The 13,952-nt window shown below is 55.0% G+C and carries 13 protein-coding genes; 4 read left to right on the forward strand and 9 right to left on the reverse strand.

Annotated features, from left to right (window positions below; all coding sequences use genetic code 11):
• Positions 1–42: 42 nt before the first annotated feature.
• The 3 genes from creC to creA are packed head-to-tail and all read right to left on the reverse strand — an operon-like array spanning position 43 to position 2,642.
• Positions 43–1,467 (reverse strand): two-component system sensor histidine kinase CreC, encoded by a 1,425-nt coding sequence (creC, locus tag FDX22_RS18035; RefSeq protein ID WP_137399166.1) that lies wholly within the window; start codon positions 1,465–1,467, stop codon positions 43–45.
• Complete coding sequence (creB, locus tag FDX22_RS18040; RefSeq protein WP_096758387.1) at positions 1,467–2,156, reverse strand: two-component system response regulator CreB; 690 nt, start codon at positions 2,154–2,156, stop codon at positions 1,467–1,469. The genes creC and creB overlap by 1 nt, the downstream gene beginning before the upstream one ends.
• Positions 2,157–2,168: 12 nt before the next feature.
• On the reverse strand, positions 2,169–2,642 hold the full coding sequence (creA, locus tag FDX22_RS18045) for a protein CreA (protein WP_096758388.1): 474 nt from the start codon (positions 2,640–2,642) through the stop codon (positions 2,169–2,171).
• 211 nt (positions 2,643–2,853) lie between these two features.
• On the opposite strand from creA, the gene robA reads away from it, so the two are divergent.
• Positions 2,854–3,723 carry an MDR efflux pump AcrAB transcriptional activator RobA gene (robA, locus tag FDX22_RS18050; protein WP_096758389.1) on the forward strand — a complete coding sequence of 290 codons (870 nt, stop codon included), beginning with the start codon at positions 2,854–2,856 and terminating at the stop codon, positions 3,721–3,723.
• On the opposite strand, the gene gpmB is transcribed toward robA, so the two are convergent.
• Entirely contained in the window at positions 3,720–4,367 is a 648-nt protein-coding gene (gpmB, locus tag FDX22_RS18055) for a 2,3-diphosphoglycerate-dependent phosphoglycerate mutase GpmB (protein ID WP_096758390.1), read from the reverse strand. The genes robA and gpmB overlap by 4 nt on opposite strands.
• Before the next feature lie 52 nt (positions 4,368–4,419).
• Here gpmB and yjjX point away from each other — a divergent pair, with 52 nt between their 5' ends.
• On the forward strand, positions 4,420–4,935 hold the full coding sequence (gene yjjX / locus FDX22_RS18060; RefSeq protein WP_146717570.1) for an inosine/xanthosine triphosphatase: 516 nt from the start codon (positions 4,420–4,422) through the stop codon (positions 4,933–4,935).
• Between the two features lie 49 nt (positions 4,936–4,984).
• On the opposite strand, the gene trpR is transcribed toward yjjX, so the two are convergent.
• On the reverse strand, positions 4,985–5,311 hold the full coding sequence (gene trpR / locus FDX22_RS18065) for a trp operon repressor (protein ID WP_096758392.1): 327 nt from the start codon (positions 5,309–5,311) through the stop codon (positions 4,985–4,987).
• Positions 5,312–5,399: 88 nt separating this feature from the next.
• Entirely contained in the window at positions 5,400–7,337 is a 1,938-nt protein-coding gene (gene sltY, locus FDX22_RS18070; protein WP_115259518.1) for a murein transglycosylase, read from the reverse strand.
• A 331-nt stretch (positions 7,338–7,668) separates the two neighbouring features.
• Between sltY and ettA the strand changes: the two genes are divergently transcribed.
• Positions 7,669–9,336: an energy-dependent translational throttle protein EttA gene (gene ettA / locus FDX22_RS18075; RefSeq protein WP_096758394.1), complete on the forward strand. Its 1,668-nt coding sequence runs from the start codon at positions 7,669–7,671 to the stop codon at positions 9,334–9,336.
• Between the two features lie 101 nt (positions 9,337–9,437).
• Here the strand turns inward: ettA and nadR are convergent, their stop codons facing one another.
• The 3 genes from nadR to serB all read right to left on the reverse strand — a co-directional run bounded on the left by nadR (position 9,438) and on the right by serB (position 13,175).
• On the reverse strand, positions 9,438–10,670 hold the full coding sequence (gene nadR / locus FDX22_RS18080) for a multifunctional transcriptional regulator/nicotinamide-nucleotide adenylyltransferase/ribosylnicotinamide kinase NadR (protein ID WP_117342349.1): 1,233 nt from the start codon (positions 10,668–10,670) through the stop codon (positions 9,438–9,440).
• A gap of 142 nt (positions 10,671–10,812) precedes the next feature.
• Positions 10,813–12,195 carry a DNA repair protein RadA gene (gene radA / locus FDX22_RS18085; RefSeq protein WP_096758396.1) on the reverse strand — a complete coding sequence of 461 codons (1,383 nt, stop codon included), beginning with the start codon at positions 12,193–12,195 and terminating at the stop codon, positions 10,813–10,815.
• Positions 12,196–12,206: 11 nt separating this feature from the next.
• Positions 12,207–13,175 carry a phosphoserine phosphatase gene (serB, locus tag FDX22_RS18090; RefSeq protein WP_115259521.1) on the reverse strand — a complete coding sequence of 323 codons (969 nt, stop codon included), beginning with the start codon at positions 13,173–13,175 and terminating at the stop codon, positions 12,207–12,209.
• A 115-nt stretch (positions 13,176–13,290) separates the two neighbouring features.
• Here serB and FDX22_RS18095 point away from each other — a divergent pair, with 115 nt between their 5' ends.
• Positions 13,291–13,932: a YtjB family periplasmic protein gene (locus FDX22_RS18095; protein WP_096758398.1), complete on the forward strand. Its 642-nt coding sequence runs from the start codon at positions 13,291–13,293 to the stop codon at positions 13,930–13,932.
• Positions 13,933–13,952: the final 20 nt, after the last annotated feature.

The raw sequence follows: 13,952 nt of genomic DNA on the forward strand, positions 1-13,952 counted from the left end.
AATGACGACAAGGTAGAACGGCTATGTGCGCAGAATTTGAAGTTATGTGAAGTGACGGTGAAGTGTGAACGACGCCTGTACCCCGCCTTCGGGGCGATTACTCAGTGTCACATCGCCGTCAAACAGACGGGCGACTTCGCTGACAAACGCCAGCCCCAGACCGCTGCTCTTGTGACCATTCTCGCGGGGCAGTGAATAAAATCGTTCAAAAATGCGCGGTAACGCAAAATCAGGGATCCCGCTGCCGCTGTCCGTCACCTGCAACGAGACCTTTTCTCCTTGCTGCTGCGCACTCAGGAAAATGGTCCCCTGTTCAGGGGTAAAGTCGATGGCGTTATCCAGCAGATTACCCATGGCCTGCTCCAGCAGCGCAGGTTCAGCCGCAACCACCCATGATGAGGGCTCAATGTTGAGCGTGATATGTTTAGCAGACAACTGGACGCTACGCGACTCGCGCAACTGGGCAAACAGTGCATCAACCGCAACGGGCGTAAACGCAACATCCTGCCGGTTTTCCAGCCGCGCCTGGCGCAACAGGGTTTCGACCAGTGCCTGCATACGCGCATTTTGCGTCAGAATATTTTCGGTAAAACGTGCCACCACGTCAGGTGGCGGCCCTTCGCGTAAAATCTCCGCCGCGCCACGAATAGCCGCCAGCGGGCTTTTCAGTTCATGGGTTAAGGCATACACATACTGCTCAATGTAATTCTTACCCTCCAGCTTCAGGCGCATACTTTCCAGCGCCTGCGCCAGTTTTCGCAATTCACTGCTGCCTAAATCCGGTAACGCGACGGGCCGATTCTCCGTCACCGAGTCAGCATAGCGCGCCAGGCGGGCAATAGAGCGGTTGATCCACCATACCATTCCCACGCCAATCACTAATGCGATCCCCAGCAACACCGCGCTCGCCCACAGCATCCGCCGCTCGCTGCGTTTAATTACCGGTGCCATTGCCGCATTGGGCTTCCCGACGCTAAGCACCCCAATAATGCGCTCACCGTCGATAATCGGTGCCGCAACGTACATCACCGAGCTTTCCGGGTCAGCCGGATTTTGCAGCGTACTGCGCGCACCATATTGCCCGCGCAGCGTTAACCACACGTCGTTCCAGCGGGAATAATCTTCCCCTACTGCTTTATTGGCGGAATCAAACAACACCTTGCCCTGAGCATCAGTCATGTAGACGTGATACTCATTGCGCACTTTGTTAATGCCGCTGATGTTGGCACGAAAAGGGCGGTTATGCAGTTGCGAGAAGGCCTGCGCCAACTTGCCGTTGGCAGCAGAGCCAGAGAGTACGTCGTCGCGTGCCAGCGCCGCTAACAGCGTGGCGGTGTCAATCAGCGTGCCTTCGGTGGCCCGGCGTACGCCAGGTTTAATCTCCTGCACAAAAATAGACAGAACAAACCAGGCGGCAACGGCGACAATCAAAAAGTAGCCCAGCAGCAGTCGCATGCCAATGCGCATCAGGCGTTCCTCAGGCTGTATCCCATCCCGCGATGCGTGTTAATCGGCGAGAGATCCGGATTAATAGCCCGCAGTTTGGCGCGCAGTGTTTTGATGTGCGTGTCCACCGTTCTGTCGTAGGTATCCTGCGCATCGGCCCAAACTAAATCCATCAGTTGCTGGCGCGAGTAGATACGCCCCGGCGACATCAGCAAGGTTTTCAGCAACAGGAACTCATAGCGCGTCAGGTTTAACGGACAGCCAAACCACGCAATCTGCGCGGCGGGTTCATTGAGTTCAAAATTGCCAAAACGCGCTGCCGATGGCGGTGCTGCAAATTTCCTCACCCGCCGCAGCAGCGTGCGCACTCGGGCGCACACCTCGCGCGGCGAGAAGGGTTTGGCGACGTAATCATCCGCGCCAATCTCCAGACCTAACAGGCGGTCCACTTCATCGCTGCGGGCGGTCAGAAAAAGAACCGGCAGCGCCGGGTGGCGCTCCAGCAGACGTCGGCACAGTTCAAAACCGCTGATATCAGGCAGTCCGACGTCGAGGATTATCGCATCCGGGCATCGCTGACGCGCGCTTTCCAGCACCGGCAGTCCACGCTCAAACGCTTCCACGCTAAAACCTTCCTGTTGCAGCATGTAGATAAGCGTATCCGCGATACCCTGCTCATCCTCAACCAACCAGATCAACGCCTGTTGCATTTTGCTTCCTTGTTACTGCCGCCACGGCATGATGGGCACCGCGCTGATGGCATTTTTCGGCGAACCGTCGACAACCTTGTCGGAATAGGCCAGATACGCCAGCGTGTTGCGTTTTTCATCATAAAAACGCACCACCTGTAATGATTTAAACACCAGCGACGTCCGTTTCTTAAAGACGACTTCGCCCTGCGCTTTACCGTTCTTGATTCTGTCACTCAGCTCAACCGGCCCCACTTGCTGGCAGGAAATGGCGGCATCGGAGGTATCTTCAGCCAGCCCTAACCCGCCCTTAATGCCACCGGTTTTTGCGCGGCTAACATAGCAGGTCACATTGGTTACATCGGGATCGTCAAACGCTTCGACGACGATTTTATGATCCGGTCCAAACATTTTAAATACCGTATCGACAGAACCGATCTGTTCCGCATGGGCCACCTGCGCCAACAACAGCAAAATTGAGGAAATGACTAAGCTCTTATATTTCATATTGTTACCATTTTTAAAAGTTGCCCTGAGCAATTATTCAACATTCTAAAATAAAATGTATACAGATCACAGGATTACAATAATCACGCTTTCGTATGTCCGAAAACAGCATTTATGAGCAAAAAAAACACTGAATGCTAAAACAGCAAAAAATGCTATTATCCTCTTACCTGACGTCAGGTACTCGCTGTTGAAAGGATGAGGATATTTTATGGATCAGGCTGGCATTATTCGCGACCTATTAATCTGGCTGGAAGGTCATCTGGATCAGCCTCTGTCGCTTGACAATGTGGCGGCAAAAGCAGGCTATTCCAAGTGGCATCTGCAGAGAATGTTTAAGGACGTGACGGGCCACGCTATTGGTGCCTACATCCGCGCCCGTCGTTTATCGAAGTCCGCTGTGGCGTTACGCCTGACTGCGCGTCCGATTCTGGATATTGCCCTGCAATACCGTTTTGACTCTCAACAGACGTTTACCCGTGCGTTCAAAAAACAATTCGCTCAGACACCTGCACTGTACCGCCGCTCGCCGGAATGGAGCGCTTTTGGTATTCGCCCACCGATGCGACTCGGGGAATTTGCGATGCCAGCGCATCAGTTCGTGACGCTGGAAGACACGCAGTTGCTCGGCACAACGCAAAGCTACTCTTGCTCGCTGGAACAGATTTCCGACTTCCGTCATGAAATGCGTATTCAGTTCTGGCGCGACTTCCTGAGCCAGGCTCCTGCCATTCCGCCGGTGCTGTACGGACTCAACGAAACGCGTCCGAGTTTTGAAAAAGATGACGAGCAGGAAGTCTTCTATACCACCGCACTCACACCGGAACAGGCCAGCGGCTATGTACCGTCCGCGCAGCCAATCCTGTTGCAGGGCGGCGAATATGTCATGTTTACCTATGAAGGCCTGGGAACGGGCGTGCAGGAATTTATTCTGACAGTGTATGGCACCTGTATGCCAATGCTGAACCTGACCCGTCGTAAAGGTCAGGATATAGAGCGATACTACCCGGCAGAAGATGCCAAAGCAGGCGATCGCCCTATTAACCTACGCTGCGAATTCCTGATTCCTATTCGCCGTTAACGCTGTAGCTCATCCAACGCAGGGGCGTCCAGATGCGAGATGTCCCCTGCCGTTTCGACCACCCAACCCGGCGCAAGCCATAAACTTTCCTGATAATCGACGCGGGAAATCGAGCAGTTGCGCAGACGCAGCCGACGCTCAGCCCAGGCGGGCAGTCCCAGAATCGTACTCACCAGGCAACCCAGCGCAATACCGTGGCTTACCAGCAATGGGCGGCTCCCTTGCGGCAGTTCCAGACAAGATGCCAGCGCGGCGTTAACACGATCGGCCAGTTCCTGCATGGATTCCCCATCCGGAATACGACCATCAACCGTGCCGTTGACTAACTGGCGACGCCAGCCCTCTTCCTCTGGCGTCAGAGAGTCGATGTGGCGCTTTTCCAGCACCCCCATATTCAGCTCGCGCAGGCGGGCGTCGAAGGTGATATCACAGCCACACGCCTGGGCGATGATTTCTGCGGTGCGTCGTGTACGACCTAAATCGCTACTGATGACGTGAGTAATGCCAAGCGAGCGGGCGCGTTCGCCAACCTGCATAGCTTGCTGTTCACCTTTAGCGGTCAGCGGGCTGTCTGACTGGCCTTGAATACGTCGCTCGGCGTTCCACTGCGTTTCACCGTGGCGAACAAGGTATACCTGTAACATGCGTTTTTTCCGTTATACTGCGATGCGATGAATTTTCAAACTGAGCTTAATTATGCACAAGGTTATCTCTGCGACCACCAATCCTGCCAAAATTCAGGCAATTCTTCGGGCATTTGAAGAGATTTTCGGTGAAGGATCCTGCCATATTGAACCCATCGCCGTCGAGAGCGGTGTGCCGGAACAACCTTTTGGAAGTCAGGAAACGCGCACTGGCGCACGAAATCGCATAGATAACGCACGCCGCCTGCATCCGCAGGCCGATTTCTGGGTGGCCATTGAAGCCGGCATTGACGATGACGCGACCTTCAGCTGGGTGGTGATTGATAATGGCGTTCAGCGCGGTGAAGCGCGTTCCGCTACGCTGCCGCTGCCGGCGGTGATTCTCGACAGAGTCCGTCAGGGAGAAGCGCTCGGTCCGGTGATGTCACAGTACACTGGCATTGACGAGATAGGCCGTAAAGAAGGGGCGATTGGCGTGTTTACCGCCGGGAAGTTAACCCGTGCCAGCGTCTATCACCAGGCGGTGATCCTAGCGCTCAGCCCGTTCCATAACGCGGTGTATCGGTAATTATTTGCGCTACGTTGTAGGCCTGATAAGCACTGCGCCATCAGGCAATTCAATCTTTTCCGAGCAGCACCTGTTCTAGCCACTGACGCAGCTCGACCGGCGCAGTTTTGAGGCTATTGGACCCACGCGTTATGGTCGCAATACCTGCCCCAAGCTCGTTTTTCAACTCGCGTTGGCTCATCTCGCCGCGCAGCAGTTCTTCAATAATGCGCACGCGAGTCCCCAGCGCTTCGCGCTCATCAGGCGTTAACATCAAATTGAGCAATGGCTGGTGTAAATCTTGCTCATAAGCGTGTTTAAGCAGGTCGACAAAACGTAACCACTCCTGGTGACGCTGTTCTGCCATCTCTGCTGAATAGGGTGATTGCTGAGTCATAAGATATCGCCATCGTTGCGGGGGAGGCGCGATTGCCTCCCCCTTTGTACTCTTTAACGAGTACGATAGCATAACACACTCACCACGATCAGTAACGGCGTTGCCATTCTGCGTCGTTCATCAATTCCGGCTTATCACCGAGGAAGTAACGATAGTAGGCATCGTAAGCCAGCACGTTTTTCACGTACCCACGGGTCTCGGAGAACGGGATGCTTTCTACAAAGGCCACCGCGTCAATGCGCCCTGCACTGTTGCCAAGCCAGGTACGAACGCGACCCGGTCCGGCGTTATAGGCTGCTGAGGCAAAGATGCGGTTATTGCCAAACTGTTGATACACATACTGTAAATAGCTGGTGCCGATGTTGATATTGGTCTCAGGATCCAACAGCTGATTCGGACTGCTGTAACCCGGAATCGAGAACATCTTCACTGTATGCGTCGCCGTACCCGGCATTATTTGCATCAACCCGCTGGCACCCACCGGCGATTTTACCTTCGGGTTCCAGGCACTTTCCTGACGGGCAATGGCCATCGCGTAGCTTGGCTGAATGTCTTTCCCGCTGGTGTAACGGGTAAACAGATCTTTGTAGGCCAGCGGGAAACGCTCTTCCAGATGATCCCAGAGTTTGCCAGCGATCGTGGCCTGCACGCTCAGATCCCACCAGTGGTTGTTAAACGCATAACGCGCCAGCTGCGCCTGCTCAGACTTGGTGCGGCTGGTGACCAGATTCGCCCACTCGCTGCGCGCGGTGTTGTCCATGTTCCAGTACATCAACTCACGTACGCGCGCCATCTCCGGTCCCTGCGTCAGGGCAGCGTCAACATCCGCAGGCGCTTTGTCGATTTTCAGCGTGTACTCTTCACCAAGGCGCTGTGCCGCCACCATCGGATAGAAACCACGCTGCTGCATCAGCGCATGCAGGATCTCTTTTGCTTCGGCGTCACGTCCGCGCTCCAGCAGCAGATCCGCCTGCCAGTAACGCCATTCATCTTTTTCCTTCGCGTCCATCGGCAGACGCGCCAGCCAGGTATTCAGCCCTCGACGATCGCCAGTTCCCAGCGCCATCCGCACGCGGCGCTCCACAAGCGTGGTGGATTGTGAGCGCATAATCGCGTCATCGCGCCATTTGGCCTGCTCGTCAGTAACGTCGTTGCCCATCAGACGCCAGGCGACGATATCGCGCAGCTCCTGAGTTTGATCGTCATTTAACTGCTGCGCCTGCGCCAATGAAGGGATCATCAAACGTGCATTTTCCGCGTCCTGACGCGCTACGCTGGCAAACGCCACCGCCGCCATCTGACGGGTAAAATCCGTAGCGCCGGTGGTGCGCGCAAACGTCATCACCGAATTAGGGTTATTTGCCAGTGCAATAATCGCTGAAGCAATGGTCTGATAATCCGCTGGCATTTGTCCGGCCAGCGCGGTAACCAGTCCGGTATTACCCGCCTTCATCGCCAGGCGAATACGTTCAAGATACGCTAACGGATCCTGAGTCCCCGATGCCCGCCATACGCCGAATAATTTGTCACAGGCGTTAGGCTGACTCTTCCCGGTCAGCCAAAGATCTTTTGCACCTTGCCAGGCTTCTTCGGCCTGCCCGGTACTCCATTTCGCATAGTAGTAATTACATTGCGCTTCGGTGGTGCCGGGCTTATCCGGGCTGAATGCTAACAACCCTCGCCAGTCTTCCCGACGTGCCAGTTCGTTCACGAAGCGCGATTGCAACGTGCGTGCAGGCGGCAGCGTTGGATTAGCGCGCACAAAATTGGTGACGGTAACGGTGGGCTGATTCATCAGATCGTCAGTAATCTGGCGATATTCAAGGTAGGGATACAGAGGGTAGCTTTTCAGGCCCGGCATCATCTGCTCGACGACGTCCATCTGCCGGTTATCCCAGGCCTGCTTAATTTGTGCATAGCGATTGCGCTGTTCATCCAGAGAATCCGCTCGCGCCACTTGACTGACCGTCAGCAGACATACGCTGGCTGCCAGCAGGCGCCAGGCTACGTGTTTGGCTTTGTCCACAAGCTCTTCCTCTTATCGTGTTACGACTGTGCAGCATCATGCCGCTTAATAGATTCATGCTAATCAGACATTGCAGAAAGTGCCACGTTCCGGACACTTTTTTACTTTTGTTGCGAGTGAGATCTGCTGGCTGGGATTGAGCAATGAAAAAGGCTACACTTCGCCTTTGATAACTATTCATCACCCTACTCAAAATCATTCTGGCTGCATCAAGGCGGCAAGAGAGAAAATCCCTGCAAGCATAGATGGCTATGTGACCAGGGTTTTCGAATGCAGCCAACACAGAGGCAGCCTGAAGGATGAAGAGTATATAAAAGAGGCGAAGTCCAACGTGGCTCAATTCGTTTATACCATGCATCGTGTCGGCAAAGTCGTTCCGCCGAAACGTCATATTCTTAAAAACATCTCTCTGAGCTTCTTCCCGGGTGCCAAAATCGGTGTACTCGGTCTGAACGGCGCGGGTAAATCCACCCTGCTGCGCATCATGGCCGGTATTGATACCGACATCGAGGGCGAAGCTCGTCCACAGCCGGGCCTCAAGATCGGTTACCTGCCTCAGGAGCCGAAGCTGAATCCGGAACATACCGTGCGTGAGTCCGTTGAAGAAGCGGTCGCCGACGTGGTTAACGCCCTGAAAGGCCTGGATGAAGTGTACGCGAAGTACGCCGAGCCGGATGCCGACTTCGATAAGCTTGCCGCACAGCAGGGTAAATTCGAAGAAATCATTCAGGCACACGACGGCCACAACCTGAACGTACAGCTGGAGCGCGCCGCTGACGCACTCCGTCTGCCGGACTGGGATGCCAAAATTGAGAAGCTGTCCGGGGGTGAACGCCGCCGCGTCGCGCTGTGCCGCCTGCTGCTGGAAAAACCAGACATGCTGCTGCTCGACGAACCGACCAACCACCTGGATGCTGAATCCGTGGCATGGCTGGAACGCTTCCTGCACGACTTCGAAGGGACCGTGGTGGCAATTACCCACGACCGTTACTTCCTCGATAACGTGGCTGGCTGGATCCTGGAGCTTGACCGCGGTGAAGGTATTCCGTGGGAAGGTAACTACTCTTCCTGGCTGGAGCAGAAAGATCAGCGTCTGGCGCAGGAAGCCTCTCAGGAAGCGGCTCGCCGTAAATCCATTGAGAAAGAGCTGGAGTGGGTACGCCAGGGTGCAAAAGGCCGTCAGTCGAAGGGTAAAGCCCGTCTGGCACGCTTTGAAGAGCTCAACAATACCGAATACCAGAAGCGTAACGAAACCAACGAACTGTTTATCCCACCAGGACCTCGTCTGGGCGATAAAGTCGTTGAGGTTACTAACCTGCGTAAATCCTACGGCGACCGCGTCCTGATCGACGACCTGAGCTTCTCGGTACCGAAAGGCGCTATCGTCGGGATCATCGGTCCGAACGGCGCGGGTAAATCCACCCTGTTCCGCATGCTCTCCGGTGAAGAACAGCCAGATAGCGGCACCATTGAACTGGGTGAAACCGTGAAACTGGCCTCCGTTGACCAGTTCCGTGACGCAATGGATAACAGCAAAACCGTGTGGGAAGAAGTGTCCGGCGGGCTGGATATCATGAAGATCGGCAACACAGAAATGCCAAGCCGCGCTTACGTAGGCCGCTTCAACTTCAAAGGTGTTGATCAGGGTAAACGCGTCGGCGAACTGTCCGGTGGTGAGCGTGGTCGTCTGCACCTGGCGAAGCTGCTGCAGGTTGGCGGCAACATGCTGCTGCTCGATGAACCGACCAACGACCTGGATATCGAAACCCTGCGCGCGCTGGAAAACGCCCTGCTGGAGTTCCCGGGCTGCGCAATGGTTATCTCGCACGACCGTTGGTTCCTCGACCGTATCGCCACCCACATTCTGGATTACCAGGATGAAGGCAAAGTCGAGTTCTTCGAAGGTAACTTTACCGAATACGAAGAGTACAAGAAACGCACGCTGGGCGCAGATGCGCTGGAACCGAAGCGTATCAAGTACAAGCGTATTTCTAAGTAATTGCCGTTAAGTGCCGGATGGCGTTGTGCGTGTCCGGCCTACGAGGTGAGTGCAACTTGTAGGCCGGACAACGCGTTTACGCCGCCATCCGGCATTAAAATCTACCCCTGCTCACCCATCAATTCTTTCACCAGCTCCACGCAGCGCAGGAAGCGACCGTCATAGTCAGGCTCCTCAACGTGGACAAAATCGATGTTATTTTCCTGCAGCATTTCCACCAGCAGCGACTGAAACGCCTTACGGTCAACCGAGCTGCCCAGGCTGCGTAGCCCATCTGCCACCCACGGCGTGTTATTTTCCAGCAGAATCACCAGGTCAAAGCGGTACTCGTCGATCAGCGCCTGCACAAACGGGTGCTCACGCCCTTCGTACTTTTTACAGAACGCCTGCGTCGTGACAAAGTCGGTGTCGATAAATGCCACTTTATTGGCATATTTAACTGCAAAATCAATGTATTGTGCTTGTCCAAGCGCGATTTTATCGTAATCGGAATACTGCAGCGCCATCTCATCGCCGCCCAAATGGGAGAAGACGTAATCACGGCCATATTCCCACGCACTGGTGGTGTTGAAGATATTGGCGAGTTTGTTCACCAGCGTCGATTTCCCGCTCGACTCACCGCCAAGGATCGCCACGGTGCGCACGAAAAACGGCTTCACCTCGGTTGGGATATACTCCCAGTAGCGAAACGGGTTTTCACGGATTTGCCCACCGCTGATGCTCATGAATGTGCGCCTGGGATCGACCAGCACCGTTTCGATTCCCAGATGTTCCAGATACTGCGGCGCATCGGCTTCTTCAGAGGTGTAGATCCAGTTTGGTTGGATCCCTTTCTCCTGCATAAACGTTTTTATGCCGTTACTCCAGACATCCCAGCCGTGCGGATAGGGCTCCATGCCTTCTTCATTAAAGGCATGAATACGGATATTTTTCTGATATTTGAAGGTTTGCAGCAGCCAGCGAAGACGGTCAGAAACTGTGGGCTGCTGTGACATGGCGCTGTCTTCAAACAGGCTACGGTCGCGCGTTTCATCATAGCCCATGATGATATGCAGCTCGTCAACCTGGCTACAGGCGCGCTGGATCAGATAAATATGCCCGGTATGCAGCGGATAAAACTTACCGAATACCACACCGATATTTTTCTGCTGACGGGGAAACTCAAGCCCGAGAAAACGGTGCAGCGCCTCCAGCTTTTGCGCGCTGGGGCTTTTGATTTTGGCATTCAGCAGTTGGCTTAAATATCCCTTGGTCATACCACTGGCATCCGCCACCTGTTGCAAGGTACAGCCCTTTTGCTTAATGGCGGTTTTGAGATAGTCGAACGATGACACAAGAGCCTCCTGCTGGAAAAATCGCGTAACACTGCCTGATGGCGCTTCGCTTATCAGGCCTACAGGGTGAAACAAATAATTACCCTATGGATTTCTGGTGGCAGCCAACATACCTGCCGACAGAAAGACGACGGGTAATGAATTATAAGTCGTCAAACACGTTTAACGCATCCGCGAGCTTTTTAACGCCAAAAACCTGCATTCCTTCCGGCACCTTTTTCGGCACATTGGCGGCAGGGACAATCGCCCGACGGAAACCGTGCTTCGCCGCTTCAGAAATTCGCTCCTGGCCGCTGGGAACCGGGCGAATCTCCCCCGCCAACCCCACTTCGCCAAAGACCACGAGATCGTGCGGTAGCGGCCTGTCGCGCAGGCTGGAAACCATCGCCAGCAGTAACGCAAGATCGGCGCTGGTTTCGGTGACTTTGACGCCGCCAACCACGTTAACGAACACGTCCTGGTCAGACATTTGCAGGCCGCCGTGACGGTGCAACACTGCCAGCAAGATCGCCAAACGGTTTTGTTCCAATCCGACTGCTACACGCCGAGGATTCGCCATCATCGAGTGATCGACCAGCGCCTGAATCTCCACCAGCAGTGGACGCGTCCCTTCCCAGACCACCATCACCGAGCTGCCGGAGGTCACTTCATCGCCACGGCTTAAGAAAATAGCGGAAGGGTTGCTGACTTCGCGCAGGCCCTGTTCGGTCATGGCGAAGACGCCAAGCTCATTCACCGCACCAAAGCGGTTTTTATGGCTACGTAGGGTACGGAAACGAGAATCCGCATCGCCGTCAAGCAGCACCGAGCAGTCAATGCAGTGCTCCAGTACTTTTGGCCCAGCCAGAGAGCCATCTTTGGTGACGTGACCGACCATGACAATCGCCACGCCGCGCGTTTTAGCAAAGCGCGTCAGGTATGCGGCGGTTTCACGCACCTGCGCCACGCTGCCCGGCGAAGACTGAATATCCGCCATGTGCATCACCTGAATGGAGTCGATGACCATCAGCTTTGGCTGCTCTTCCTCTGCAATCAGGCAAATCTGCTCAATGCTGGTTTCTGACAGCATATTCAGATTTGCCGTCGGCAGACCGAGTCGATGGGCGCGCATCGCCACCTGTTGTAGCGATTCTTCCCCGGTGACGTACAGGGTCTTCATCTGCTCGGCAAGCTTGCACAGCGTTTGCAGCAGCAGGGTGGATTTCCCGGCGCCTGGATTACCGCCGATCAGAATGGCACTGCCGGGCACCACACCGCCGCCCAACACGCGGTCAAACTCTTTAAAACCGGTAGAAAAACGCGGCAGCTCTTCCAGACTGATATCCGCCAGCTTTTGCACCTTAGCGACGCCTGCATTGCCGGCATAGCCGCTGAGGCGCTCGTTACGCGCCACCGTCGGTGACGCCGCAAGACGCACCTCGGTGATGCTGTTCCAGGCCTGACAGGCGCTACATTGCCCCTGCCAGCGCGGATAATCGGCCCCGCATTCATTACATACAAAGGCGCGTTTAGGAGCTTTTGCCACGTTTTACCTCGTTATTTCTGGTTCATGCTGCCGGAGAGAATGCAGAACACCCCCATCAGGTCAGCGTGACGGATAGTAATCTCCGTCTTTTCATTCACTTTCGGCTTAGCATGGTAGGCGATCCCCAGCCCTGCCGTTTTGATCATCGGCAGATCGTTAGCGCCGTCGCCAATCGCCACCGTTTGCGTCATTGGGATTTCATATTCCTGCGCCAGTCGGGTCAGGGTGGTGGCCTTGTACTGAGCATCGACGATATCGCCAATCACGTTGCCGGTAAATTTCCCGTCCATGATCTCCAGCTCGTTCGCCACAACCGCCGTCAGGCGCAGCTTTTCGCGAAGATATTCAGCAAAGAAGGTAAAGCCACCGGAGGCTATCGCGACTTTCCAGCCCAGCGTTTCCAGCTTCAGCACCAGTTGCGTTAAGCCGGGCATCAGCGGGAGATTTTCACGTACCTGCATCAAAATATTGGCATCCGCACCCTTCAGCGTGGCGACGCGGCTGCGCAAGCTAGCGGTAAAATCCAGCTCCCCGCGCATCGCGCGTTCCGTCACTTCTGCGACCATCTCGCCGGTTCCGGCCAGTTTAGCGATTTCGTCAATGCACTCGATCTGGATCGCCGTCGAATCCATGTCCATCACCAGCAGGCCTGGCGTGCGCAAATGCGGGATTTTCCCCAGCGGGGCAACATCCAGTTTGGCATCATGCGCCAGTTTTGTTGCCCGCGGCGTTAACGATCCCGCGAGGCGAATCACCTGATAATCCTCGACGCACCAGGCCGCCACAATCACCATCGCCGCCCCCAGTTTGCTCTGGTATTGCGTTAAGCGTTGTTTATCCAGCCCACGACCATACAGCAGCCAGCCGCTACGGCCCGCGTGGTAATCCAGTGGCATCACTTCATCACCACTTAAAGAGAGGGGCAGACCTGGCCACAGAGAGACATCTTCAGGTAGATCGCACCAGGTAATGTTAGGCATTAAAGCTCCTGTAAAATCGTTCGGGTCGGAATCATCAGGGGAAAATAACGCATGAGGCTACCCTGTAACCAGCGCTTCTGGCAACATTAAGTCTCAAATTTTCAGCAGGTGGAATATGGCTCGCGCAAAACTGAAATTCCGACTTCATCGTGCAGTGATTGTATTGTCCTGCCTCGCGCTGCTCGTCGCCCTGATGCAGGGCGCGTCGTGGTTTAGTCAAAACCATCAACAGCAGCGAAATCCGCAGCTGGAAGAGCTGGCCCGCACGCTGGCCCGCCAGGTTGCGTTAAACGTCGCGCCGCTGATGCGTACCGAAACGCCGGATGAAAAACGCATCGCTGTCGTGCTGCGCCAACTCACCGACGAGAGCCGTATTCTCGATGCGGGCGTCTATGATGAACAGGGCGATCTCATTACGCATGCCGGTGAGAGCGTGAATGTTCGCGACCGGCTGGCGCTGGACGGTAAAAAAGCCGGGGGCTATTTTAATCAGCAAATTGTCGAACCCATTCAGGGCAAAAATGGTCCGCTGGGCTACCTGCGCCTGACGCTGGATACCCACACCCTTGCCACCGAGGCCAAACAGGTGGATAACACCACCAACATTCTACGCCTGATGCTGCTCCTGTCACTGGCGATTGGCGTGGTATTAACCCGGACATTACTGCAAGGTAAGCGCACCCGCTGGCAACAATCGCCGTTCCTGCTGACCGCCAACAAACCGGTGCAGGAAGAAGACAGCGAGAAAAAAGAGTAATTCACCAGGAAGGAAATCAA

This window comes from Citrobacter sp. TBCS-14 (assembly GCF_005280805.1).
GTDB classification, from domain to species: Bacteria; Pseudomonadota; Gammaproteobacteria; order Enterobacterales; family Enterobacteriaceae; genus Citrobacter; species Citrobacter gillenii.